Here is a 22,109-nt window from a genome sequence, read left to right on the forward strand (position 1 = left end):
GCCGTCGTCAGCCGCGCAGGGCGAGGGCGAACGGGAGCACCTCTGTGGCGCCGGCCCCCCGGAGCGTTCGCCCCGCGACCGTCAGCGTCCAACGACTGTCGGCCAGATCGTCGACCAGCAGCACGGGCCCTGCGGGCACCTCGAGGTGTGCAGCGCTGAACCTGTCCCACAGCCCGGCCAGGCGGAACACGCTGTTGCCTCCGGGCTGACCGGTCGGTCCGCCGTTCACGAGATCGAGCGCGCCGAGATACGGCAGTCGTCCGATCTCGGCGATGCCCCTGGCGAGGGAGTCGACGAGCAGCGGATGCGACCGCGAGGGCATCGCGACCACCGCGACGGGACGCTGCTGCCATCCCCAGTCGGCGAGCACCCGCACGCAGCCGGCGAGCACCTGCGGCGAGACGGCAGCGTCGGGCGCGCCCGCTGCGAAGAGCTCGCGCAGGGTTCCGCCCCATCCGAGGTCGGTGAGCCGGGCGAGCGCTCGGCCTTCGCCGGCCTGCTCGCCGGCCGGGATGCGACCCTTGACCGGGACGTCGAGCCGGTCCGCGCCGGTCGGCCAGGCCTTGCGCGGCTCGATCGGAACGCCCACACGGTCGAGGGACGCGGCAGCCTGAGTCGTGGCGGAAGCCCCCACCTCGCTCGGGAACCAGACCCCGGCGCAGTTGTCGCACCGGCCGCACGGGGCCGCCGTGTCGTCATCCAGCGTGCGCTGCAGGAACTCCATCCGGCATCCGTCGGTCTGCTCGTAGTCGATCATGTGCTGCTGCTCGGCGCGGCGTTCGGCAGCGATGCGCTCATAGCGCTCCGCGTCATAGGTCCAGGGCTCTCCCGTCGCGACCCATCCGCCCTGCACGCGGCGGACAGCGCCGTCGACATCGAGGACCTTCAGCAGGAGCTCGAGGGGGGTGCGCCGGATGTCGACCATCGCCTCGAGCGCCGGCGTCGAGATCGGATCCGCCCCGAGAGCGGCGATGACACGCTCGGCGCGCTCACGATCGGGCATGGACGCGGTCGCGAAGTAGTGCCAGATGTCGCGGTCCTCGACCCCCGGCAGCAGGAGCACATCGGCGCTCTCGCTCGCACGACCGGCACGACCGACCTGCTGGTAGTAGGCCACCGGCGACGAGGGCGCCCCCAGGTGCAGGACGAAGCCGAGGTCGGGTTTGTCGAAGCCCATCCCCAGCGCGCTCGTCGCCACGAGCGCCTTGACCTCGTTGCGCTTGAGCATCCCCTCGCTCTCCGTGCGCTCGTCCGTGTCGGTCTGGCCTGTGTAGGCGCGGACCTCGTGCCCGTGCTCGCGGAGCAGTCGAGCCGTGTCGACGGCGGCAGCGACGGTGAGCGTGTAGATGATCCCGGAGCCCGGCAGGTCGTCGATGTGGCTGAGCAGCCAGGCCAGACGGCTCGCCGAATCGCGCAGCCGCAGGACGCCGAGGCGCAGCGAGGTCCGAGCCAGAGGCCCGCGGATCGTGAGCACCTCTGTCTGCTCGCTCTCGCGGTCGACCGCACCGCTGCCGAGCTGCTCGGCGACGTCCGCGACCACCCTGCTGTTCGCGGTGGCCGTGGTCGCGAGCACCGGCACCTCCGGCGGCATCTGGTCGATGAGATCGCGGAGTCGGCGGTAGTCGGGGCGGAAGTCGTGACCCCAGTCGCTGATGCAGTGCGCCTCGTCGACCACGAGCATGCCGAGCCGCCGCACGAGCGCCGGCAGCTGCTGCTCCCGGAAGGCGGGGTTGTTCAGGCGCTCCGGCGAGACGAGCAGCACGTCGACCTCGTCGCGGTCGAGCCGTCCGAGCACCTCGGACCACTCGTGCGCGTTGGTCGAGTTGATCGCGACGGCCCGCACTCCTGCGCGTTCCGCGGCGGCGATCTGATCCCGCATCAGCGCCAGCAGCGGCGAGACGAGCACCGTCGGTCCCGCTCCCTGACGACGCAGCAGCAGTGTGGCGACGAAGTAGACGGCGGACTTTCCCCACCCGGTGCGCTGCACGACCAGCGCACGGCGTCGGCGTTCGACGAGCGCTTCGATCGCCTCGTACTGGCCGTCGTGGAAGTCGGCGTCCGGCCTGCCGACGAGTTCACGCAGCGCCGAGAGCGCAGCATCGCGGATGTCGACAGAAGCAGGAGAAGTCATGCCCCCACTCTGCCCGAGGTGGCGGACACTGGGCCCCCTCCATCCACAGGACGCGATCGCCCCTGCCCCGGTCTTCGTCGTCTAGCGTGGAACGATGATCACCCGAGAACTGGCCGTGGCCCTGCGTGATGCCGGACTCGGGTGGCATCCGGCCGAGGGCGACCGATTCCAGCTCGATCTTCCCGACGACGTCGAGCTCGAGGCGGAGGCCGACGTCTTCACGGTGAGCGCGATGACCATCGAGGCCCGTCAGACACCGAGCGGCACCGACCTCGCCTTCAACGGGACCACGGAGTGGGCGCTCGACGCGGTCACCCTCGCCGACGCGGTGTGGCTCCCCCGCGAGGACCAGCTGCGCGAGCTGCTGCGCGGCACTTTCCGCTCGCTGACGCGCGTGAGCGACGCGTTCGTGGTCGAGGTCGAGATCGCCGGGGAGACGCTGCGCTTCGAGCATCCGGATCCCTCAGAGGCCTACGGACGGGCTTTGCTGGACCTGGTCTCCCGCTCGCGCTGACGCGCCGCAGATCCCGCTCGTCTTGCGTGCCGTCGACCGTCATGTCAGAATTACCTAACGAGCGGTCAGTAAAGACGGATCGCGAACCGAGGAGTCGATGATGACCAGCCCCGCAGACCTCTCCCTCGCCGGCACCGAGGTGTCGGACGATGAGCGACGCTTCGACGAGCTCATCGCGAACGAGCAGCGCATCGAACCACGCGACTGGATGCCCGAGGCCTACCGCCGCACCCTCATCCGTCAGATCTCCCAGCACGCGCACTCCGAGATCATCGGCATGCAGCCCGAGGGCAACTGGATCACGCGCGCGCCGAGCCTCAAGCGCAAGGCGATCCTGATGGCGAAGGTGCAGGACGAGGCCGGTCACGGACTCTACCTGTACTCGGCCGCGCAGACCCTCGGAATCACCCGCGACGAGATGATGGACCAGCTCATCAGCGGCAAGGCCAAGTACTCCTCGATCTTCAACTACCCCACCCCGACCTGGGCCGACATGGGCGCGATCGGATGGCTCGTCGACGGCGCGGCGATCTGCAACCAGGTGCCGCTGTGCCGAGCATCCTATGGACCATACGGCCGCGCGATGGTGCGCGTGTGCAAGGAGGAGTCGTTCCACCAGCGCCAGGGGTTCGAGATCCTGCTGTCGCTGATGCAGGGCACCGATGAGCAGAAGAAGATGGCCCAGGATGCGGTGGACCGCTGGTACTGGCCGAGCCTTGCGATGTTCGGCCCGCCCGATGACCAGTCCCCGAACTCCGCACAGTCGATGAAGTGGAAGATCAAGCGCTTCTCGAACGACGAGCTGCGGCAGCGCTTCGTCGGGATGCTCGTGCCCCAGGCCGAGATCCTCGGGGTCACGCTCCCCGACCCCGACCTCCGATTCGACGAGGAGACCGGGCAGTACGTCATCGGCGCGATCGACTGGGACGAGTTCTTCGAGGTGCTGCGGGGCAACGGCCCGTGCAACGCCGAACGGCTCGAGCGACGCCGCACCGCTCACGAGGACGGAGCCTGGGTGCGCGAGGCGGCCGCCGAGTACGCCCGGAAGCAGGCGCTGAAGACGGAGGTCGCCGCGTGATGGCGACGCCGGGCGCCGACGAGCGCGAACCCTGGCCGCTCTGGGAGGTGTTCGTCCGCGCCAATCGGGGACTCAGCCACGTGCACGTCGGCTCGCTGCACGCACCGGACGCCGACATGGCGATCCGCAACGCCCGCGACCTCTACACGCGTCGCGGCGAGGGCGTGTCGATCTGGGCCGTCCCCGCCGATGCCATCACGACGAGCGACCCCGACGCCAAGGGCGCGTACTTCGAGAGTCCGGCGGGCAAGAACTACCGTCACGCCGTCTACTACACGGCTTCCGAGGGGGTGCCGCACCTGTGAGCGATGTGCATGGCGACGTCTCCGTCGATGAACTCCAGCTCAGCGAGGAGCTCACGGGAACAGGCACCGCTGCGGCCTCGGCGGACATCGCCGAGTACGCCCTGTGGCTGGGTGACGATGCGCTCATCCTGTCCCAGCAGCTCGGCGCGTGGATCTCGCGCGCTCCCGAGCTCGAAGAGGACGTGGCCCTCGGCAACATCGCCCTCGACCTGCTCGGTCATGCGCGTTCGCTGCTCCATTTCGCCGGCAGCTACGACGGCCGCTCCGAAGACGACCTCGCCTACTTCCGCGACGAGCCGGAGTTCCGCAGCTCCTGGATCGTCGAGCAGCCCAACGGCGACTTCGCCCAGACCATCGCGCGCCAGCTCGTGGCGTCGACCTTCATGTTCGAGCTCTACTCCGCGTTGCGGGCGAGCACGGAATCGACTCTCGCCGCGATCGCCGAGAAGTCGCTCAAGGAGGTCGACTATCACCGCGACCACGCCGTGCAGTGGGTGCTGCGGCTTGCGGGTGGCACGGACGAGTCACGGCGACGGATGACCCGGGCGCTCGACGACGTCTGGCCGTATGTCGACGAGCTGTTCCGCGACGAACCGCTCATCGACCGCCTCGGCGCTGCAGCCGTGCGCCCGTCGTCGCTCCGCGACGGCTTCGACGCCGTCGTCGACACTGTGCTCACGGAGGCGGAGCTGGCGAGACCCGCCGTGGCCGCATCCTCGGCCGGCGGCAGGAGGGGTGCGCATTCGACGTCGCTCGGTCATCTGCTCGCAGAGATGCAGGTCCTCGCACGACGGCATCCGGGGGCATCGTGGTGAGCCGCTCAGCTCCTGCCGATGCCTGGCGGATCGCGGCGTCGGTGCCCGACCCTGAGGTTCCCGTGCTCACGATCGAGGACCTCGGCGTGCTCCGCGACGTCTCCGTCGAGGGCGACGCGGTGCGGGTGGACATCACTCCCACGTACAGCGGATGCCCGGCGATGGACACCATCCGCGATGACGTCATCCTGGCGCTGAACGCGGCCGGATACGCGCACGTCGACGTGCGGCTCGTGCTCTCCCCCGCGTGGACGACGGACTGGATGTCGGATGCCGGCAAGCGGAAGCTGTCCGAGTACGGCATCGCCCCGCCGACGGGACGCGCGTCGCTCTCTTCCGGGCCGATCCGTCTCGGCATCAGCGTGCGCTGCCCGCAGTGCGGCTCCCTCGACACCCGCGAGGTCTCGCGCTTCGGATCCACCTCGTGCAAGGCGCTGTTCGAATGCCGCGCCTGCCTCGAGCCCTTCGACCACTTCAAGGTGCACTGATGTCGCTGTTCGCCACGCCCGCGAAGACGACGGGTGCTCCGGGACGCGCCGCCTCCGTGCCAGCCCCCGCCGCGGCATCCGCATCGAAGCGCGCCCGATTCCACACCCTCACGGTCGAGGAGGTGCGCCCGCTCACCGAGGATTCGGTCGAGGTGACCTTCACGGTTCCGGCGGAGCTCGCCGATGACTACGCCCATCTGCCTGGCCAGTACGTGGCTCTGCGCACCACTCTCGACGGCACCGAGGTGCGCCGGTCGTACTCGCTGTGCCGCGCGCCCGAACACCGCAGCCTCGCGCAGGTCGCTGCGGGCCTTCCCACCCGACTGAGCGTGGCCGTCAAGCGCGACGAGGGTGGACTCTTCTCGACATGGGCGCAGACCGCACTGCATCCGGGTTTCGAGATCGACGTCATGAGCCCGCAGGGCACGTTCACGTCCGCGCTGCCCGACCTCGATCGGCGTCATGTCGTCGGGATCGCCGCGGGTTCGGGGATCACGCCGCTCATGGCGCTCGCCCACACGGTCCTCACGCGGTCGGACACCTCGCGCTTCACGCTGCTCTACACGAACCGCTCGACGCTGGACGTGATGTTCCTCGAGGACCTCGCGGATCTGAAGGACCGGTACCCGACGCGCCTCACGCTGCACCACGTGCTCTCGCGCGAGCAGCGCACCGCCCCGGTGCTGTCCGGTCGGATCGACGAGGAGAAGCTGCGGACGATCCTGCGGGTGCTGATCGACCCGGCGGATGTGGACGAATGGTTCCTGTGCGGCCCCCTCTCGCTGGTCGACCTGTGTCGCACGGTGCTGGGCGATGTCGGCGTGCCGAAGGAGCATGTGCGGTTCGAGCTCTTCACGACCGGAGACGAGCCGAAGCATGCCGCGCGCCCGGTGACCGTGCGCGCCGGCGAGAAGACGATCCGCATCGAGGTGAACCTCGACGGGGTCTCCTCCACCGTGGAGAGCCCTGTCGATGCCCGGGAGTCGGTGCTCAACGCGGCATTGCGCGTGCGGCCGGACGCCCCGTTCGCGTGCGCGGGAGGCGTGTGCGGCACGTGCAGGGCCCGGGTGATCGAGGGCAGCGTGACGATGACCGAGAACTACGCGCTCGAACCCGACGAGCTCGAGCGCGGATACGTGCTGACCTGCCAATCCCACCCGACCAGCGACCGCGTCGTGGTCGACTACGACGTCTGAGGAGCATCCGATGATCGATCTCACGCTCGACGGCGACGTCGCGACGGTCGTGCTCAACGCCCCCGCGAGACTGAACGCCCTCGACGAGCAGGCGCTGCGAGATCTCGGTCGCGCTTACGACGAGGCCGAGGCCGCCGGGGTGCGGGCACTCGTGCTGCGCGGCGAAGGACGAGCCTTCTGCGCCGGCCGCGACATCTCGACGGTCGACCCTCGCGACGATGACGTGCTGGGCTACCTCGGCGGACTCGTGACGCCGCTCCTGCAGCGGATGTCGCGATTCCCCGCTCCGACCTTCGCGGTGGCGCACGGTGCCTGCCTGGGCGTCGGCCTCGGACTGCTCATCGCGACGGACGTGGTGTACGTCGCGGAATCCGCCAAGATCGGCTCGCCCTTCGCGGCTCTCGGCGCCACGCTCGACTCGGGAGGCCACGCGCTCTTCGTCGACCGTCTCGGCGCGCACCGCACTCTCGACCTCATCTACACGGGGCGGCTGATGACCGGCGCGGAGGCGGTCGCCGCCGGGCTCTTCTCCCGCGCGCTGCCCGATGACGAAGTGCTGCAGGCGACGACGGATGCCGCGGCGAAGGCGGCGCGCGGAGCGACCGCCGCGTTCCTCGCGAGCAAGCAGCTGGTGGCGCGCATCCGCGACGAGCGCCTGGCGCTGTGGGACTCCCTCGACATCGAGAACGCCGCGCAGGCGGCGCTCTGCGACACGGACGACTACCGCGAGGGCTTCGCGGCCTTCCAGGAGAAGCGGGCACCGGAGTTCCGCGGGCACTGAGCGAGGGGGCCGCGCGGTCACTAGCGGCGGGATGCGGCTCGACGCAAGGGCGTCGCCGATGTCGGATGCCGGTGACAGACTGCACGCATGATGCTCTCGGAGCTCGTCTCCTCCGCCGACGCCGTCACGGCGACCTCCTCGCGCCTCGCCAAGATCGAGGCACTCGCGCAGCTCCTCTCGAACGCGGATGCCGACGAGCTGCCGACGGTGGTGGGGATCCTCCTCGCCACACCGCGTCAGGGCAGACTCGGCGTCGGATGGCGCGGCATCGGCGCACTGGACGTCACGCACTCCGACACTCCGACACTGTCGATCGACGATGTCGACCAGGCGTTCGGATCGCTCGCCCAGGCATCCGGCTCCGGCTCTGCGGGTGCGCGCACCGCCACGCTGGTCTCGCTGGCCACCCGCGCCACGGCCACCGAGTGGGACCTGCTCGCGCGGGCGATGCTCGGCGAACTCCGCACCGGCGCGCTCGGTGGTGTGCTGCAGGATGCGATCGCTCGCGCCTCCGGTCGCGCTCCGGCTGCGGTCAGGCGAGCGGCGATGCTGTCCGGTGACCTGGGCGAGACGGCCGTGCTCGCACTGACGGGCACCGAGGCCGACCTCGACGACGTCGGACTCGTGGTCGGCCGACCGGTGCTGCCGATGCTGGCCTCGACGGCCGCGACTCCCACCGCCGCGCTCGAGATCACCGGCCGCGCGTCGGTCGAGTACAAGCTCGACGGCGCGCGCATCCAGGTGCACCGCCACGGCGACGAGGTCGGGGTGTACACACGGAGCCTGGCCGACATCACGCACCGCGTGCCGGAGATCGTCGAGATCGTGCGCGGCCTCCCCGCCCACGACCTGATCCTCGACGGCGAGACCCTGTCCCTCGACGAAGACGGAGGGCCTCGCCCGTTCCAGGAGACGATGTCGCGGTTCGGCGCCGACGTCTCGCGCGACCTCGTGCTGCGTCCCTGGTTCTTCGACGTCCTGCACGTCGACGGACGTGATCTGCTCGACGAGCCGCTCTCCACCCGCCTCGCGGAACTCGAGCGCGTAGTGGGCGAATGGCGGATGCCCGGCATCGTCACCGACGACCCCGAGGCGGCCGAGCGGCTGTCGCGCGAGGCACTGATCGCCGGCCACGAGGGAGTCGTCGTCAAGGGGGTCGATGCTGCGTACGCCGCAGGGCGACGCGGCAAGTCCTGGGTGAAGGTCAAGCCCGTGCTGACCTTCGATCTGGTCGTGCTCGCAGCGGAATGGGGGTCCGGGCGACGAGCGGGATGGCTGTCGAACCTGCACCTCGGAGCGCTCGACCCGAGCGGGGAGTTCGGCGAACCGGGCGGATTCGTGATGGTCGGAAAGACCTTCAAGGGGCTCACCGACGAACTGCTGCGGTGGCAGACCGAGCAGTTCCCGCCTCTCGAGACGAGGCGCACCCAGAGCACGGTCTTCCTGCGCCCGCACTTCGTGGTCGAGATCGCGATCGACGGCGTGCAGCGCTCCCCGCGCTACCCCGGTGGTATCGCCCTGCGCTTCGCCAGGGTCAAGGGCTATCGTCCCGACAAGACCCTGGCGGAGGCCGACACCATCCAGACCCTGCGCGCGCTGCTGCGCGGGTGAGCGCGCACGCGCGACCCAGCCGGCTTCAGGCGGTGGGCTTCAGGCGGTGGGCGTCAGTCCGAGGTCCTCTTCGCGGACCGTGCCCTGGAACGACCACGGGAAGTCGATCCAGAGGTCGGTGTCCTTCCAGGCGTAGTCCGGCTGGATGATGGTCGACGGCTTCGTGTAGATCGTGACGGAGCGCACCTCGGCGCCCTTGTCCTCGAGCAGCTGCACGGCGAGTGCGAGGGTGCGCCCTGAGTCCGCGACATCGTCGACGAGCAGCACCCGACGGCCGTCGAGATAGGCCATGTCGAGCTCGGGCGGCAGCACCTCGGGAGCATCCAGCACCGTGCCGATGCCGGTGTAGAACTCGACGTTGATGGCGCCGCAGTTCTTCGCGCCGAGGCCGTACGCGATGGCGCCGGCCGGCAGCAGACCGCCGCGGGCGATGGCCACCACGACCTCCGGCATGAAGCCGCTGTCGAGGATCCGGCGGGCGAGGTCCCTCGTCGCCGCTCCGAAGCCGTCCCAGGTCAGCGTCTCGCGCTCGATCGATGCATCCGTCATCTCCTCATTCTCCTGCACCGTCGGCGCGATAGGATCGACGAGTCCGGCGTTCTGACGCCGGTGCCTGAAAAAGAGGCACGAAGCACCTCGCGACGACGCGAGGGCGAGACACATACGGAATGCGCACGATCTCCGTCCCTGTCTCGAAAGGCTCTCGCATGCCCACCGTCTCCGCGCACGTCGCTCTCACCCTCGCCCAGCACATCGACGCCGTCTTCGGCGTGATGGGCAACGGCAACGCCTACTTCCTCGACGCGATCGAAACCCAGACGGATGCCGTCTTCACCGCCGTCCGCCATGAGCAGGGCGCGGTGGTGGCCGCCGACGCGCACTTCCGCGCGTGCGGTCGCATCGCCGCCGGCACCTCGACGTACGGGGCCGGCTTCACGAACACCCTCACCGCACTGGCGGAGGCCGTGCAGGCGCACGTGCCGCTCGTGCTCGTCGTCGGCGACGAGCCGACTTCTGGTCCACGGCCGTGGGACGTCGACCAGATCGCCCTGGCCTCGGCGGTCGGTGCCCGCACCTATACCGTCGGGCACGCGGATGCCGCAGCCACCACCGTCATCGCGATCGAGCACGCACTGACCTACCGCGTGCCCGTCGTACTGGCGATCCCCTACGACGTGGCCTCGCGCGAGGCCGGCCCGGTGCCGGAGGCGCCCGCGCCCCGCATCCCTGCACCGCTCGCTCCCCGCGGCGAGTTCGCCGAGGGGATGCTGGACGACATCGCCGCCGCGCTGCGCGGAGCATCCCGCCCCTTCCTGCTCGCAGGACGCGGTGCCTGGCTGGCGGGCGCCGGTGATGCCCTCGGTCGTCTCGCGGAGCTGACCGGTGCGCTGACGGCCTCGTCGGCTCTCGGCCGCGGGGTCTTCCCCGAGACGCAGTACGACCTCGGCGTCACGGGCGGCTTCGGCGCGGACGGTGCCATGGACCTGGTGCACACCGCGGATGTCGCGGTCGTGTTCGGGGCGTCCCTGAACCAGTTCACGATGCGCTTCGGCGAGCTGTTCGCGCCGGGGACCCGCGTGTTCCAGATAGACATCGCCCCGGCCGCCACCCACCCGCACGTCGGCGGGTTCGTCCGCGCGGACGCCCGTGTCGCGGCCGAGGCCCTGGTCGCCCGCCTCGACGCCCGCCTCGACGGGCACGGCTTCGGACCTGACGCTCGCCACGCCGAGGCGACGGCGGATGCACCCGGCGTGTCGGCCGCGGCATCCGAAGCTGTGCCCCGGGCATGGCGTGAGAGCGTCGACGTCGCCGCCGCACGCGCCTACGACGAGGGCGACGAGCTCGCCGCGGACGGCCGGCTGGACCCCCGATCGGCCGCGCGACGCATCGCCGAGCTCCTCCCCAGCGACCGGGTCGTCGTCTCGGACGGCGGGCACTTCATCGGCTGGGCGAACATGTACTGGCCGGTCGAGGCACCCGATCGCATGATGATGGTCGGCACCGCGTTCCAGTCGATCGGGCAGGGATGGCCCAGCGTCGTCGGCGCGGCCCTGGCGCGCCGCGAGTCGACGGTCGTGCTCACCTCGGGGGACGGCGGCGGGCTCATGGCGATCGCCGACCTCGAGTCCGCGGTGCGCGCCGCTCAGGGACGAGGCATCGCCGTGATCTGGAACGACGCCGCGTACGGTGCAGAGGTGAACCTCTACGGCCTCAAGGGACTCGCCGAGGGCCCGATGCGGATCCCCGAGGTCGACTTCGCCGCGTTCGGCGCCGCCGTGGGCGCGGAGGGCGTGGTCGTGAACACGCTCGCGGACCTCGATCGCCTCGCTGCGTGGACCCAGGAGGATCCGGCCTCGCGGCGGTTCCTGCTGCTCGACCTTCGCATCTCCGGCGACGTGATCGCGCCGTACCAGCAGGAGATCATCCGCGTGAACTCCTGACCCGGGCGATCGATAGGATCTCCGTCATGCCCGGTGATCTCGACGTCCTCCGATACAGCGCCTTTGCGGCAGCCCCTGAGGGCGGGAATCCGGCAGGAGTCGTCCTCGACGCCGCGGACCTGAGCGACGAGCGGATGCAGCGCATCGCCGCCCAGGTCGGATACTCCGAGACGGCGTTCCTGGTCGGGCGCGACGACGACACCGGCATCCCCCGGTACCGGGCCCGCTATTGGTCACCGTCGGCGGAGGTCCCGTTCTGCGGACACGCCACTGTCGCGACGGCCGTCGCCCTCGCCGAACGGGAGGGGCCGGGCGACGTCGTGTTCGACACGAACGCGGGCCCGGTCGCGCTGCGCTCGACGGTGGACCGGGATGGCGCGGTGACGGTGTCGTTCACGAGCGTCGAGCCGCAGGTGCGCGATCTCGACGCCGACGTGCTCGCCCGGCTCCTAGCGTTGCTCGGCCTCACCCCGGCGGACCTCGATGAACGGTTCCCCGCCAAGGAATCGTTCGCCGGCAACTGGCATCCGATCGTCGTGCTCAGAGATCGCGAGCTGTTCGATCAGTTCCGCTTCTCCCCCGCCGAGGTCGCCGCGCTCATGCGCGAGCGAGGGTGGCTCGGCACCTCGACGGTGCTGCACGTCGCGGGCCCGGCAGACATCGACGCACGCAACCTGTTCCCCGTCGGGCGGATCACCGAAGACCCGGCGACCGGGTCAGCGGCGGCCTCGGTGGGCGCCTACCTTCGCGATCTCGGCCACCCGGCGACTGTGGTCCGCATCCATCAGGGCGCGCACGTGCGACGCCCGAGCCTGCTCACCGTGGCGATCCCGCCGAGCGGCGGCATCGAGGTGTCCGGCGGCGCCTTCCGTCTGGAGTGACGCGCGCCGGACGCCTGTGTCCGTCAGCGCACGTCAGGACTGCGCGCTGTAATCCGGGAGCTCCTGCAGCGTCCAGGTGTTGCCGTCGGGGTCGTCGAACCAGACGAAGCGGCCCCATCCGAGGTCTTCGACGCCCTTCGTCGTGACACCGAGGCCCTCGAGGTGGGCCTTGGCATCGTCGGCGTTCGGAACCACCACCTGGATCGTCTTCTGCTGCCCCGGTTCGAGCGGGATCTCGAGCCCCGTGCCGAACGCGATCGAGCAGGCGGACCCCGGCGGGGTCATCTGCACGAATCGGAGACCCTCGTACGGCACCTGGTCGTGATCGGGGTTGAACCCGATCTTCGTGTAGAACTCCTTCGACCGGTCGACATCCGAGACCGGGACGAAGATCAGCTCGATCTTCCAGTCCATCATGCACTCCTCCTGTCGGGGCTGCGTCGCCCGTCGGCCCTCAGAGTACGCGGGGCCTCCGACACCCGCCAGAGCCTCTCAGCACCTCACACCCGTCCTGATCGCCGCGGCATCCCCATCCGTCCCCCCCAACCCACACCCCAACCCCCACGCCAACCCACACCCCTGCCCCACCCCCAGCGAAGGAGAACTCACGCTGAGAAGGAGAGATGGCGCGAATGTCTCCTTCGCAGAGGGAGATCTCCTTCGCAACGCGAGGACTCAGGATGCCGGCAGCAGTGCTCCGTCGAAGAACGCCGCCAGCTCCTCCGTCGCGTCGAGCGGCAGGACCGCGGCGACGTACTGATCGGGGCGCACCACGACGACGACACCGTCGCGGGACAGCTCCCGCGCCTCGAAGATGTCGGTCTCGGTCCACTTCGACGGACCTGCGGCGTAGACCTTCTCCCAGTCGGTGAGCCCCAGGGGACCCGTCTTCGGCTGGAAGAGCTCGGGCGCTGAGGTGACCTCGATCTCCTCGTACGGCTGCTGATAGACGGCCTTCACGTCGAAGACGGCATCCGCGTCCGCATCCGCCGGCGTGAACCGGGCGAACACCGGAGCGGCCGACTCGGCCCACGCGTCGAGCGTCGCCGCATCGCGAGCCGCGAAGGCGTACACGCGCCAACGCCCATCGGCCTTGGCGTGGTGTCCGAGGTGCACGGCGTTCCCGTCGCCGACACGCACGACCTCGGCCGACTTGAAGCGCTTGCCGAGCGGGAATCCTGCGGCGAGCGCCTGATGCGCGTCCGAGCCGGTGATCATCGACGCCGTGTACTGCGTCATGAAGCCCGACGGGAACTCCGCTGTAGCGAGATAGTACGTCGCGAGGTCCGTGGGGTCGGTGATCTCCGAGGGCTTGCGCGCCATGAGGGTCGACCACTCGCGGTCGAAGTCGATCAGCTGCTGCGCGACAGGGCGACGCTCGGCCCCGTACGTCGCGAGGAGGGTCTCCGGTGCGCGCCCGGTGAGGACGGAGCCGAGCTTCCACCCGAGGTTGAAACCGTCCTGCATCGACACGTTCATACCCTGACCCGCCTTGGCGCTGTGGGTGTGGCAGGCATCGCCCGTGAGGAACACGTGCGGCGTGCGACCCGATCCGTCGATCACGTCGTCGAAGCCGTCGGTGACGCGGTGTCCGACCTCGTAGACGCTGTGCCAGGCGACCTCCTTGACATCGAGAGTGTAGGGGCTGAGGATCGCGTTCGCCTTGCGGATGATCTCCTCGATCGGCGTCTGCCTGACGCGATGGTCGTCGTCCTCGGCGACCTCACCGAGGTCGATGTACATCCGGCTGAGATATCCGCCTTCACGCGGGATGTGCAGGATGTTGCCCGCCTCGGAGTTGATCGCGCACTTGGTGCGCCAGTCCGGGAAGTCGGTGTTGACCAGCACGTCCATGACGCCCCACGCGTGCGCGGCGCTGCCACCGACGTGGGTGCGTCCGATCGCCTGGCGCACGCCGCTGCGCGCTCCGTCGCATCCCACGACGTATTTCGCGCGGATCGTGCGCTCCTCGCCGGCGCGCTCCCCGGCGACGTAGCGCAGGGAGACCTCGACCGGGTACTCGCCGTCGTCGTGCACGGTGAGACCTGCGAACTCGATGCCGTAGTCGGGAGCGATGCGCCCTGGGCCGTTCGCGGCTGCTTCGGCGAAATAGTCGAGCACGCGCGCCTGATTGACGATCAGGTGCGGGAACTCGCAGATGTCGTAGGCGTAGTCGGCCGTGCGCGAGGTGCGGACGATCTCGTCTGGCCTGTCGGGGTTCGGGCCCCAGAAGTTCATCCAGCCGATGTTGTACGCCTCCGCGATGATGCGCTCGGCGAACCCGAAGGCCTGGAAGGTCTCGACGCTGCGCGGCTGGATGCCGTCGGCCTGACCGAGGACCAGCCGGCCGTCGCGCTTCTCGATGATGCGCGTGGAGACATCGGGGTACTGCGACATCTGCGCCGCGAGCAGCATCCCGGCGGGTCCGGAACCGACGATCAGCACGTCGATCTGATCCGGCACGTCGTCCGGGCGCTCTGCGCCGATGCCGGCGGCATCCTTCACGCGCGGGTCTCCGGACACGTAGCCGTGGTGGTGGAACTGCATCGTCGTCGATTCCTTCCGGACGTCTCTGTCGGGTCTTGCGTCCGTAGATCTCGTGTTCTATATTCGAACACGACGTTCTACTATTGAACACAGCTTAGAGACGCCCGTCTCGGAACGCAAGGGAGCGCACGCATGCCAGAGGGCACACCGGCCTCGCAGACCCTCAGCCGCGGCATCCGGATCCTCGAGGTCCTCGCCGACGCACGTGTCCCCCTCACGATCGACGAGATCGCCGCCCGGCTCGAAGTGCATCGCTCGGTCGCCTACCGGCTCCTGCGCACACTGGAGGACCACCGCCTCGTCGGACGGGACGCGTCAGGCTCCGTGACGCTCGGCGCTCGCATGGCGGCCCTCGCCGCGGGCGTCGCCCACGACCTGCAGGCCGAGGCGCTGCCCGAGCTCACCGCCATCGCGAACGAGCTCGGGATGACCTGCTTCCTGGGCGTCCTCGACGGCGACGACTGCATCACGCTCGCCAGCATCGAACCGCGCCACGCCATCGCGAGCGTCGCGCAGCGGCCCGGTGCCCGTCACCCCGTCACTGTCGGCGCGCCGGGCAAGGCCATCCTCGCGCAGCTGAGGCCGTCGGAATGGCCGACCGGCATCGAGCAGACCCTCCGTGACGAGGTCGAGCGCGCCCGCACCCGCGGATATGCGACGAGTCACGACGAGGTCATCCCCACCGTGCAGTCGGTGGCGGTGCCCCTCGCGCTCCGCGGGCAGCGACCGGCGGCGATCGCCGTCGTGCACGTCGCGACCGACCTCGAGGACGCCGAGATCGCCGCGAGACTGCAGCGTTCGGCATCCGCGATCCGCGACGCCCTCGACGGCTGACGTCGTTCACAATTCAGCATGAATGAGAGACGGCAGATGCGTCGCCCCCGAAGAACCGGAGCGACGCATCGCCTGCACCATCGTCGATGCTGAATTGTGGACGTCCGATCGAGATCAGGCCCTGGCGAGACCCCGGATCGGGCTCACGGACTGCTCGTCCTCGTGGTCCGGTCCCAGCGGGATTCCGGAGCGGTCGCGCAGCAGCAGCGTCGCGACGAGGCCGAGCACCGTCATGCCGGCGAGGTACCACGTGACCGCCTGCGTCGAACCGGTCGCCTGCACGATCGCGGTCGCGATGGTCGGGGCGAAGGCGCCACCGGCGATCGCTCCGATCGCGTACGAGATCGAGACGCCCGAGAAGCGGATGCTGGCCGGGAACAGCTCGGTGTACAGCGCCGCCTGCGGCCCGTACGTGAAGCCGAGGCCGATCGTCAGGATCGCAAGGCCGGCGAACAGCAGGCCGACCTGGCCGGTGTTGACCAGCGGGAACAGCGTGAAGACGCCGACGAGCTGCATCACCCAGCCGATGATGTACGTGGTGCGCCGACCGATGCGGTCGGACAGCCAGCCGGCGATGAGCGTCGTGATGAGCCAGGTGACGGCAGAGCCGGTGACAGCCCACAGCACGGGTCCGCGTTCGAGGCCGATCGGGCCTTCGGGGTTGGTGGCGTAGCCCTGGATGTATCCACCGGTCGTCATGTACCCGACCGCGTTGTTGCCCGCGAACACGAGGGCCGCGACGATCACGAGCAGGAGGTGCTTGCGGAAGAGCTGCACGATCGGCATGCTCGCCTTCTCCTTGCGCTCGGCGAGCTCGATGAACACCGGGCTCTCCTCCACCTTGCGTCGCACGTAGTAGCCCACGAGGATCAGGACGACGCTGAGCAGGAACGGCACCCGCCAGCCCCACTGTAGGAACTGGTCTCCCGGAGCGATCGCGGTCATGAGTGCCATCACGCCGGAGGCGAGCAGCAGGCCGAGCGGCACACCGATCTGTGGCGAGGCGCCGAAGATCCCGCGCTTCGCCTTCGGGGCGTGCTCGACGGCCATCAGCACCGCGCCACCCCACTCGCCTCCGGCCGAGATGCCCTGCAGGATGCGCAGCAGCACGAGGAGGATGGGAGCGGCGATGCCGATCGCCTCGTACGTCGGCAGGACTCCGATGAGGGCGGTGGCCGCTCCCATCAGGATGAGCGTCCACATGAGCACGGCCTTGCGTCCGAGCTTGTCTCCGAAGTGGCCGGCGAGGAATGCCCCGAGGGGGCGGAAGAGGAAGCTCACGCCGACGGTGGCGAACGCGATGAGGGCGCTGTTCGCACCGAGCGGCTCGAAGAAGAGCTGCCCGAACACCAGACCGACGGCCGTGGCGTAGATGAAGAAGTCGTACCACTCGACCGTGGTGCCGACGACTGTCGCGAAGACGACACGGCGCCGATCGGCCGCTGTCGCGATGGTTCCGGTGGGCGTGAACCCAGCCTGTGACTGCCCGCTCATGGGGTGTCTCCTTTGATTGTGACCGCATTGTCACGGCTCGCGTACGAGGGGTATCGAGTTGCTTGCCGAGGGGTGACACGATGATATATGATTTCGAATACGACGCACAAGGCGTCGATCCACAGCGCGAGGAGGCGCCCCGTGACGGCATCCATGACCCGCCCCGGCAAGATCATCGCGATCCACCTGAGCTACGCCTCCCGCGCCGATCAGCGCGGGCGTCGACCCGCAGCTCCCTCCTACTTCTTGAAGCCGTCGAGTTCCGTCGGCGTCTCGGGCGGCACCGTCGAGCGGCCGGCCGGCACGGAGCTCCTCGCCTTCGAGGGCGAGATCGCCCTCGTGATCGGCACGGCGGCCCGCCGCGTCTCACTCGAGGACGCCTGGAACCACGTCGGCTGGGTCACGGCGTCGAACGACCTCGGCCTCTACGACCTCCGCGCGAACGACAAGGGGTCCAACGTCCGCTCCAAGGGCGGCGACGGCTACACCCCGCTCGGCCCCGAGCTGATCGACGCCAGGACCGTCGACCCGGCGGCCCTGCGAGTCCGCGCCTGGGTCAACGGCGAGCTGCGGCAGGACGACACGACCGCAGGCCTGATCTTCCCGCTCGCCCAGCTCGTGGCGGACCTCTCGCAGCACTTCACGCTCGAACCCGGCGACGTCATCCTGACGGGGACCCCCGCAGGATCGTCCGTCATCGTCCCCGGCGACGTGGTCGAGATCGAGGTGGATGCTCCGGACGCCGCCGGCGCTCCGACGTCCGGCCGACTCGTCACCACCGTCACCCAGGGCGACGCGCCCTTCGACGCCGAGCTCGGCTCTCTCCCCGCCGTCGACGATCTGCAGCGCACCGAGGCCTGGGGATCCCGCGAGGAAGCCGGCCTTCCGCCCGAGACGACCACGTCCGCCCTCTCCCCCGAGCTGCGCGCGAAGCTGATGGAGGCCCCGACCGCCGGCCTCTCCGCGCAGCTGCGCAAGCGCGGGCACCACTCCTGCTTCGTCGACGGGGTCGCCGCGAACATCCCGGGCAGCAAGATCGTCGGCACCGCCAAGACGCTGCGCTTCGTGCCCTTCCGCGAGGATCTGTTCGCCTCTCACGGCGGCGGCTACAACGCCCAGAAGCGCGCCTTCGACGCCGTCGAGGAGGGCGAGATCATCGTGATCGAGGCCCGCGGCGACGCGACCACCGGCACCCTCGGCGACATCCTCGCTCTGCGGGCCCGAGCCCGTGGTGCGGCGGCCGTCGTGACCGACGGCGGCGTGCGAGACTTCGACGCGGTCGCCGAGATCGGCCTCCCGGTCTTCTCGCAGGGCGCCCACCCCTCGGTCCTCGGGCGCAAGCACGTGCCGTGGGACGTCGACGTCACGATCTCGTGCGGCGGAGCGACCGTGCAGCCGGGCGACATCATCGTCGGCGACGGAGACGGTGTGATCGTCATCCCTCCGGCTCTGGCCGAAGAGATCGCCGACGCCGCTCTCGCCCAGGAGGTCGAGGACGCCTGGATCGCCGAGCAGGTCGCCGCAGGGCATCCTGTCGACGGCCTCTTCCCCCTGAACGCGGCGTGGCGCGAGAAGTACGAGTCCGCGACCCGCACGGGTGCCGGCTCATGACGACGGTCGCGAGCTCCAGCAAGTCCGAGCAGGCCTACGCCTGGATCCGCTCGCGCATCTCGGCGCACACCTTCGGGCCCGGATACCGGCTCGTCCTGGGTTCGCTCGCCGATGAGCTCGGCATGAGCGTCGTCCCGGTGCGCGAAGCCATCCGGCGCCTCGAGGCCGAAGGACTCGTGACCTTCGAGCGCAACGTCGGCGCTCGCGTCACCCTCGTCGACGAGAGCGAGTACGCGCACACCATGCAGACGCTCGGACTCGTCGAGGGAGCGGCGACGGCGCTGTCGGCACCGCTGCTCGACGACGAAGCGCTGGCTGCCGCCGAGGCCGTCAACGAGCGGATGACGCAGATGCTCGGCCACCTCGATGCGCACGCCTTCACCGAGCTCAACCGCCAGTTCCACTCCCTGCTCTTCGAACCCTGCCCCAACCCGCACCTGCTCGACCTCGTGCACCGCGGATGGGCCCGCCTGTCCGGCATCCGCGATTCGACGTTCGCGTATGTGCCCGGCCGCGCGCAGCACTCCGTCGAGGAGCACACCCAGATCCTCGAGCTCATCAGGGCGGGTGCCGACCCGCTCGAGATCGAGCTGGCCGCCCGCAACCACCGTCTGCGCACGAGGGACGCCTTCCTCGACGCGCTGCACACCCGCTCTCACCACAACTCAGGAGACGAGTCATGACCGATTCCCGCATCCCCGCAGACCTGCCCGATCACATCCAGCACTACATCGACGGCGCATTCGTCGACTCGGTCGACGGCGACACGTTCGATGTGCTCGATCCGGTGACGAACAAGACCTACACGACCGCAGCCGCGGGCAAGAAGGCCGATATCGAACTCGCCGTCGCCGCTGCGAAGCGCGCGTTCGACGAAGGGCCGTGGCCGCGGATGCTCCCCCGCGAGCGTTCGCGCGTGCTGCACCGGATCGCCGACCTCGTCGAGTCGCGGGATGCCCGCCTCGCCGAGCTCGAGTCGTACGACTCGGGTCTCCCGATCACGCAGGCGCTCGGCCAGGCCCGCCGCGCCGCCGAGAACTTCCGCTTCTTCGCCGACCTGATCGTCGCGCAGTCCGACGACGCCTTCAAGGTGCCCGGCAAGCAGATGAACTACGTCAACCGCAAGCCGATCGGCGTCGCCGGTCTCATCACGCCGTGGAACACGCCGTTCATGCTCGAGTCCTGGAAGCTCGGCCCGGCGCTCGCCACCGGAAACACCGTCGTGCTCAAGCCCGCCGAGTTCACGCCGCTCTCGGCATCCCTCTGGGCCGGTATCTTCGAGGAGGCCGGGCTGCCGCAGGGCGTCTTCAACCTCGTCAACGGACTCGGCGAGGACGCCGGAGACGCGCTCGTGAAGCACCCCGACGTACCGCTCATCTCGTTCACGGGCGAGAGCTCGACCGGACAGCTGATCTTCGGGAACGCCGCTCCCTTCCTCAAGGGCCTCTCGATGGAGCTGGGCGGCAAGTCCCCCGCCGTCGTGTTCGCCGACGCCGACCTCGAGGCCGCGGTCGACGCGACCATCTTCGGCGTCTTCTCCCTCAACGGCGAGCGCTGCACCGCAGGATCCCGCATCCTCGTCGAGCGCTCGGTCTACGAGGAGTTCGTCGAGCGCTACGCCGCCCAGGCGAAGCGCGTCAAGGTCGGCTACCCCCACGACCCGGCCACGGAGGTGGGCGCGCTGGTGCACCCCGAGCACTACGACAAGGTGATGAGCTACGTCGAGATCGGCAAGACCGAGGGGCGCCTCGTCGCCGGCGGCGGGCGCCCCGAGGGGTTCGATACGGGCAACTTCGTCGCGCCGACGGTGTTCGCCGACGTCTCCCCCGACGCCCGCATCTTCCAGGAGGAGATCTTCGGCCCGGTCGTCGCCATCACGCCGTTCGACTCCGACGACGAAGCGCTCTCGCTCGCCAACAACACGAAGTACGGCCTCGCCGCCTACATCTGGACGAACGACCTGAAGCGCGCGCACAACTTCGCCCAGTCCGTCGAGGCGGGCATGGTGTGGCTGAACAGCAACAACGTCCGCGACCTGCGCACCCCGTTCGGCGGCGTGAAGGCCTCGGGACTCGGCCACGAGGGCGGGTACCGCTCGATCGACTTCTACACCGACCAGCAGAGCGTGCACATCACGCTCGGCGGCGCGCACAACCCGACCTTCGGCAAGAACTGAGCAAGGACCCTGCAATGACCGACAAGACTGCGAAGACGCTGACCTCCTCGGGCTACTACGTGAGCCAGGAGGCTCCGATCCAGACCGACAACCCCATCGCGACGCCCGAGAGCACCCCTCCGGACGTGCTGCGCTGCGCCTACATGGAGCTCGTCGTCACCGACCTGGCCGCCTCGCGGGTGTTCTATGTCGACGTCCTCGGCCTGTACGTCACGGAAGAGGATGACGAGGCGATCTACCTCCGCTCGACGGAGGAGTTCATCCACCACAACCTCGTGCTGCGCAAGGGACCGATCGCCGCGGTCGCCGCGTTCTCGTACCGGGTGCGCACGCCTGAGGACCTCGACCTCGCCGTGGCGTTCTACGAGGAGCTCGGCTGCGACGTGCGCCGCAACCCCGAGGGCTTCGTCAAGGGCGTCGGCGACTCGGTGCGCGTGGTCGACCCGCTCGGCTTCCCGATCGAGTTCTTCCACCAGTCCGACCACGTCGAGCGGATGTCGTGGCGGTACGACCTGCACATCCCCGGCGAGCTCGTGCGACTCGACCACTTCAACCAGGTCACCCCCGACGTGCCCCGCGCCGTGAAGTTCATGCAGGACCTCGGGTTCCGCGTCACGGAGGACATCCAGGACGACGAGGGCACCGTGTACGCCGCCTGGATGCGCCGCAAGCCCACGGTGCACGACACGGCGATGACCGGCGGCGACGGCCCTCGCATGCACCACGTGTGCTTCGCGACCCACGAGAAGCACAACATCCTCGCGATCTGCGACAAGCTCGGCGCGCTCCGTCGCTCCGACGCCATCGAGCGCGGCCCCGGCCGCCACGGCGTCTCGAACGCGTTCTACCTCTACCTCCGCGACCCCGACGGGCACCGCGTCGAGGTGTACACGCAGGACTACTACACCGGCGACCCCGACAACCCCGTCATCACCTGGGATGTGCACGACAACCAGCGCCGGGACTGGTGGGGCAACCCGGTCGTCCCCTCCTGGTACACCGAGGCGTCGCTCGTGCTCGATCTCGACGGCAACCCCCAGCCCGTCGTCGCCCGCACCGACGACTCCGAGATGGCCGTCACGATCGGCGCCGACGGATTCTCGTACACGCGACCCGGCGACGACGAGGCCATGCCGGAGTACAAGCAGGGCGAGTACAAGCTCGGCCACCAGCTCTGATCGCCTCGACGCCGACTTCGCACGCACG

At 69.6% G+C, this 22,109-nt stretch carries 20 protein-coding genes; 15 read left to right on the forward strand and 5 right to left on the reverse strand.

Annotated elements, in window-relative coordinates; translation table 11 throughout:
- Positions 1–7: 7 nt before the first annotated feature.
- Positions 8–2,131 (reverse strand): DEAD/DEAH box helicase, encoded by a 2,124-nt coding sequence (locus tag ACESK8_RS06390; protein ID WP_372967813.1) that lies wholly within the window; start codon positions 2,129–2,131, stop codon positions 8–10.
- A 94-nt stretch (positions 2,132–2,225) separates the two neighbouring features.
- On the opposite strand from ACESK8_RS06390, the gene ACESK8_RS06395 reads away from it, so the two are divergent.
- The 8 genes from ACESK8_RS06395 (at position 2,226) to ACESK8_RS06430 (ending at position 8,919) form a co-directional block, all read left to right on the forward strand.
- Positions 2,226–2,645, forward strand: a complete 420-nt coding sequence (locus ACESK8_RS06395) for a pilus assembly protein CpaE (protein ID WP_372967814.1) — start codon at positions 2,226–2,228, stop codon at positions 2,643–2,645.
- Positions 2,646–2,745: 100 nt separating this feature from the next.
- The gene (gene paaA / locus ACESK8_RS06400) at positions 2,746–3,723 is read left to right on the forward strand and encodes a 1,2-phenylacetyl-CoA epoxidase subunit PaaA (protein ID WP_372967815.1); all 978 of its coding nucleotides are present in this window, start codon (positions 2,746–2,748) and stop codon (positions 3,721–3,723) included.
- Positions 3,723–4,028: a 1,2-phenylacetyl-CoA epoxidase subunit PaaB gene (gene paaB / locus ACESK8_RS06405; RefSeq protein WP_056308954.1), complete on the forward strand. Its 306-nt coding sequence runs from the start codon at positions 3,723–3,725 to the stop codon at positions 4,026–4,028. Before paaA ends, paaB begins: the two co-directional genes overlap by 1 nt.
- 5 nt (positions 4,029–4,033) lie before the next feature.
- Positions 4,034–4,843, forward strand: coding sequence for a 1,2-phenylacetyl-CoA epoxidase subunit PaaC (gene paaC, locus ACESK8_RS06410; protein WP_372967900.1), 810 nt, complete (start codon positions 4,034–4,036; stop codon positions 4,841–4,843).
- The gene (gene paaD / locus ACESK8_RS06415) at positions 4,840–5,331 is read left to right on the forward strand and encodes a 1,2-phenylacetyl-CoA epoxidase subunit PaaD (protein WP_372967816.1); all 492 of its coding nucleotides are present in this window, start codon (positions 4,840–4,842) and stop codon (positions 5,329–5,331) included. Before paaC ends, paaD begins: the two co-directional genes overlap by 4 nt.
- Positions 5,331–6,527, forward strand: coding sequence for a 1,2-phenylacetyl-CoA epoxidase subunit PaaE (gene paaE, locus ACESK8_RS06420; RefSeq protein ID WP_372967817.1), 1,197 nt, complete (start codon positions 5,331–5,333; stop codon positions 6,525–6,527). Before paaD ends, paaE begins: the two co-directional genes overlap by 1 nt.
- A 10-nt stretch (positions 6,528–6,537) precedes the next feature.
- Positions 6,538–7,308, forward strand: a complete 771-nt coding sequence (locus ACESK8_RS06425) for an enoyl-CoA hydratase/isomerase family protein (RefSeq protein WP_372967818.1) — start codon at positions 6,538–6,540, stop codon at positions 7,306–7,308.
- Positions 7,309–7,395: 87 nt separating this feature from the next.
- Positions 7,396–8,919 carry an ATP-dependent DNA ligase gene (locus ACESK8_RS06430; RefSeq protein ID WP_372967819.1) on the forward strand — a complete coding sequence of 508 codons (1,524 nt, stop codon included), beginning with the start codon at positions 7,396–7,398 and terminating at the stop codon, positions 8,917–8,919.
- Between the two features lie 39 nt (positions 8,920–8,958).
- Here ACESK8_RS06430 and ACESK8_RS06435 read toward each other — a convergent pair whose 3' ends face one another.
- Positions 8,959–9,468 (reverse strand): phosphoribosyltransferase, encoded by a 510-nt coding sequence (locus tag ACESK8_RS06435; RefSeq protein ID WP_060927765.1) that lies wholly within the window; start codon positions 9,466–9,468, stop codon positions 8,959–8,961.
- Positions 9,469–9,626: 158 nt separating this feature from the next.
- Between ACESK8_RS06435 and ACESK8_RS06440 the strand changes: the two genes are divergently transcribed.
- Together ACESK8_RS06440 and ACESK8_RS06445 are read left to right on the forward strand one after the other, a co-directional pair.
- Positions 9,627–11,360: a thiamine pyrophosphate-binding protein gene (locus ACESK8_RS06440; RefSeq protein ID WP_372967820.1), complete on the forward strand. Its 1,734-nt coding sequence runs from the start codon at positions 9,627–9,629 to the stop codon at positions 11,358–11,360.
- Between the two features lie 26 nt (positions 11,361–11,386).
- Complete coding sequence (locus ACESK8_RS06445) at positions 11,387–12,241, forward strand: PhzF family phenazine biosynthesis protein (RefSeq protein ID WP_372967821.1); 855 nt, start codon at positions 11,387–11,389, stop codon at positions 12,239–12,241.
- 33 nt (positions 12,242–12,274) lie between these two features.
- Here the strand turns inward: ACESK8_RS06445 and ACESK8_RS06450 are convergent, their stop codons facing one another.
- Both ACESK8_RS06450 and ACESK8_RS06455 read right to left on the reverse strand, forming a co-directional pair.
- The gene (locus tag ACESK8_RS06450) at positions 12,275–12,655 is read right to left on the reverse strand and encodes a VOC family protein (RefSeq protein WP_372967901.1); all 381 of its coding nucleotides are present in this window, start codon (positions 12,653–12,655) and stop codon (positions 12,275–12,277) included.
- Between the two features lie 261 nt (positions 12,656–12,916).
- On the reverse strand, positions 12,917–14,788 hold the full coding sequence (locus tag ACESK8_RS06455; RefSeq protein WP_372967822.1) for an FAD-dependent monooxygenase: 1,872 nt from the start codon (positions 14,786–14,788) through the stop codon (positions 12,917–12,919).
- Between the two features lie 132 nt (positions 14,789–14,920).
- Between ACESK8_RS06455 and ACESK8_RS06460 the strand changes: the two genes are divergently transcribed.
- A complete protein-coding gene (locus tag ACESK8_RS06460; RefSeq protein WP_372967823.1) occupies positions 14,921–15,622 on the forward strand; it encodes an IclR family transcriptional regulator in 702 nt (233 codons plus the stop codon).
- A gap of 114 nt (positions 15,623–15,736) precedes the next feature.
- On the opposite strand, the gene ACESK8_RS06465 is transcribed toward ACESK8_RS06460, so the two are convergent.
- Positions 15,737–17,116 carry an MFS transporter gene (locus ACESK8_RS06465; RefSeq protein WP_372967824.1) on the reverse strand — a complete coding sequence of 460 codons (1,380 nt, stop codon included), beginning with the start codon at positions 17,114–17,116 and terminating at the stop codon, positions 15,737–15,739.
- A 153-nt stretch (positions 17,117–17,269) separates the two neighbouring features.
- On the opposite strand from ACESK8_RS06465, the gene ACESK8_RS06470 reads away from it, so the two are divergent.
- Genes ACESK8_RS06470 through hpaD form a run of 4 tightly spaced genes read left to right on the forward strand, consistent with a single transcriptional unit; the run spans position 17,270 to position 22,081 of the window.
- Positions 17,270–18,727, forward strand: a complete 1,458-nt coding sequence (locus tag ACESK8_RS06470) for a fumarylacetoacetate hydrolase family protein (RefSeq protein WP_372967902.1) — start codon at positions 17,270–17,272, stop codon at positions 18,725–18,727.
- The gene (locus ACESK8_RS06475) at positions 18,724–19,410 is read left to right on the forward strand and encodes a GntR family transcriptional regulator (RefSeq protein ID WP_372967825.1); all 687 of its coding nucleotides are present in this window, start codon (positions 18,724–18,726) and stop codon (positions 19,408–19,410) included. The genes ACESK8_RS06470 and ACESK8_RS06475 overlap by 4 nt, the downstream gene beginning before the upstream one ends.
- Positions 19,407–20,903 carry a 5-carboxymethyl-2-hydroxymuconate semialdehyde dehydrogenase gene (gene hpaE / locus ACESK8_RS06480; RefSeq protein WP_372967826.1) on the forward strand — a complete coding sequence of 499 codons (1,497 nt, stop codon included), beginning with the start codon at positions 19,407–19,409 and terminating at the stop codon, positions 20,901–20,903. Before ACESK8_RS06475 ends, hpaE begins: the two co-directional genes overlap by 4 nt.
- 14 nt (positions 20,904–20,917) lie before the next feature.
- A complete protein-coding gene (gene hpaD / locus ACESK8_RS06485; RefSeq protein WP_372967827.1) occupies positions 20,918–22,081 on the forward strand; it encodes a 3,4-dihydroxyphenylacetate 2,3-dioxygenase in 1,164 nt (387 codons plus the stop codon).
- The last annotated feature ends 28 nt before the right edge of the window (positions 22,082–22,109 follow it).

Origin of the sequence: Microbacterium sp. (assembly GCF_041641055.1) — a bacterium.
Taxonomy (GTDB): domain Bacteria; phylum Actinomycetota; class Actinomycetes; order Actinomycetales; family Microbacteriaceae; genus Microbacterium.

What these genes read in the sequence shown, in the direction of transcription:
- ACESK8_RS06390 (WP_372967813.1), bottom strand. Translation starts at nt 2,131, where the DNA reads ATGACTTCTCCTGCTTCTGTCGACATCCGCGATGCTGCGCTCTCGGCG.
- ACESK8_RS06395 (WP_372967814.1), top strand. Translation starts at nt 2,226, where the DNA reads ATGATCACCCGAGAACTGGCCGTGGCCCTGCGTGATGCCGGACTCGGG.
- paaA (WP_372967815.1), top strand. Translation starts at nt 2,746, where the DNA reads ATGACCAGCCCCGCAGACCTCTCCCTCGCCGGCACCGAGGTGTCGGAC.
- paaB (WP_056308954.1), top strand. Translation starts at nt 3,723, where the DNA reads ATGGCGACGCCGGGCGCCGACGAGCGCGAACCCTGGCCGCTCTGGGAG.
- paaE (WP_372967817.1), top strand. Translation starts at nt 5,331, where the DNA reads ATGTCGCTGTTCGCCACGCCCGCGAAGACGACGGGTGCTCCGGGACGC.
- ACESK8_RS06425 (WP_372967818.1), top strand. Translation starts at nt 6,538, where the DNA reads ATGATCGATCTCACGCTCGACGGCGACGTCGCGACGGTCGTGCTCAAC.
- ACESK8_RS06430 (WP_372967819.1), top strand. Translation starts at nt 7,396, where the DNA reads ATGATGCTCTCGGAGCTCGTCTCCTCCGCCGACGCCGTCACGGCGACC.
- ACESK8_RS06435 (WP_060927765.1), bottom strand. Translation starts at nt 9,468, where the DNA reads ATGACGGATGCATCGATCGAGCGCGAGACGCTGACCTGGGACGGCTTC.
- ACESK8_RS06440 (WP_372967820.1), top strand. Translation starts at nt 9,627, where the DNA reads ATGCCCACCGTCTCCGCGCACGTCGCTCTCACCCTCGCCCAGCACATC.
- ACESK8_RS06445 (WP_372967821.1), top strand. Translation starts at nt 11,387, where the DNA reads ATGCCCGGTGATCTCGACGTCCTCCGATACAGCGCCTTTGCGGCAGCC.
- ACESK8_RS06450 (WP_372967901.1), bottom strand. Translation starts at nt 12,655, where the DNA reads ATGGACTGGAAGATCGAGCTGATCTTCGTCCCGGTCTCGGATGTCGAC.
- ACESK8_RS06455 (WP_372967822.1), bottom strand. Translation starts at nt 14,788, where the DNA reads ATGCAGTTCCACCACCACGGCTACGTGTCCGGAGACCCGCGCGTGAAG.
- ACESK8_RS06460 (WP_372967823.1), top strand. Translation starts at nt 14,921, where the DNA reads ATGCCAGAGGGCACACCGGCCTCGCAGACCCTCAGCCGCGGCATCCGG.
- ACESK8_RS06465 (WP_372967824.1), bottom strand. Translation starts at nt 17,116, where the DNA reads ATGAGCGGGCAGTCACAGGCTGGGTTCACGCCCACCGGAACCATCGCG.
- ACESK8_RS06470 (WP_372967902.1), top strand. Translation starts at nt 17,270, where the DNA reads ATGACCCGCCCCGGCAAGATCATCGCGATCCACCTGAGCTACGCCTCC.
- ACESK8_RS06475 (WP_372967825.1), top strand. Translation starts at nt 18,724, where the DNA reads ATGACGACGGTCGCGAGCTCCAGCAAGTCCGAGCAGGCCTACGCCTGG.
- hpaE (WP_372967826.1), top strand. Translation starts at nt 19,407, where the DNA reads ATGACCGATTCCCGCATCCCCGCAGACCTGCCCGATCACATCCAGCAC.
- hpaD (WP_372967827.1), top strand. Translation starts at nt 20,918, where the DNA reads ATGACCGACAAGACTGCGAAGACGCTGACCTCCTCGGGCTACTACGTG.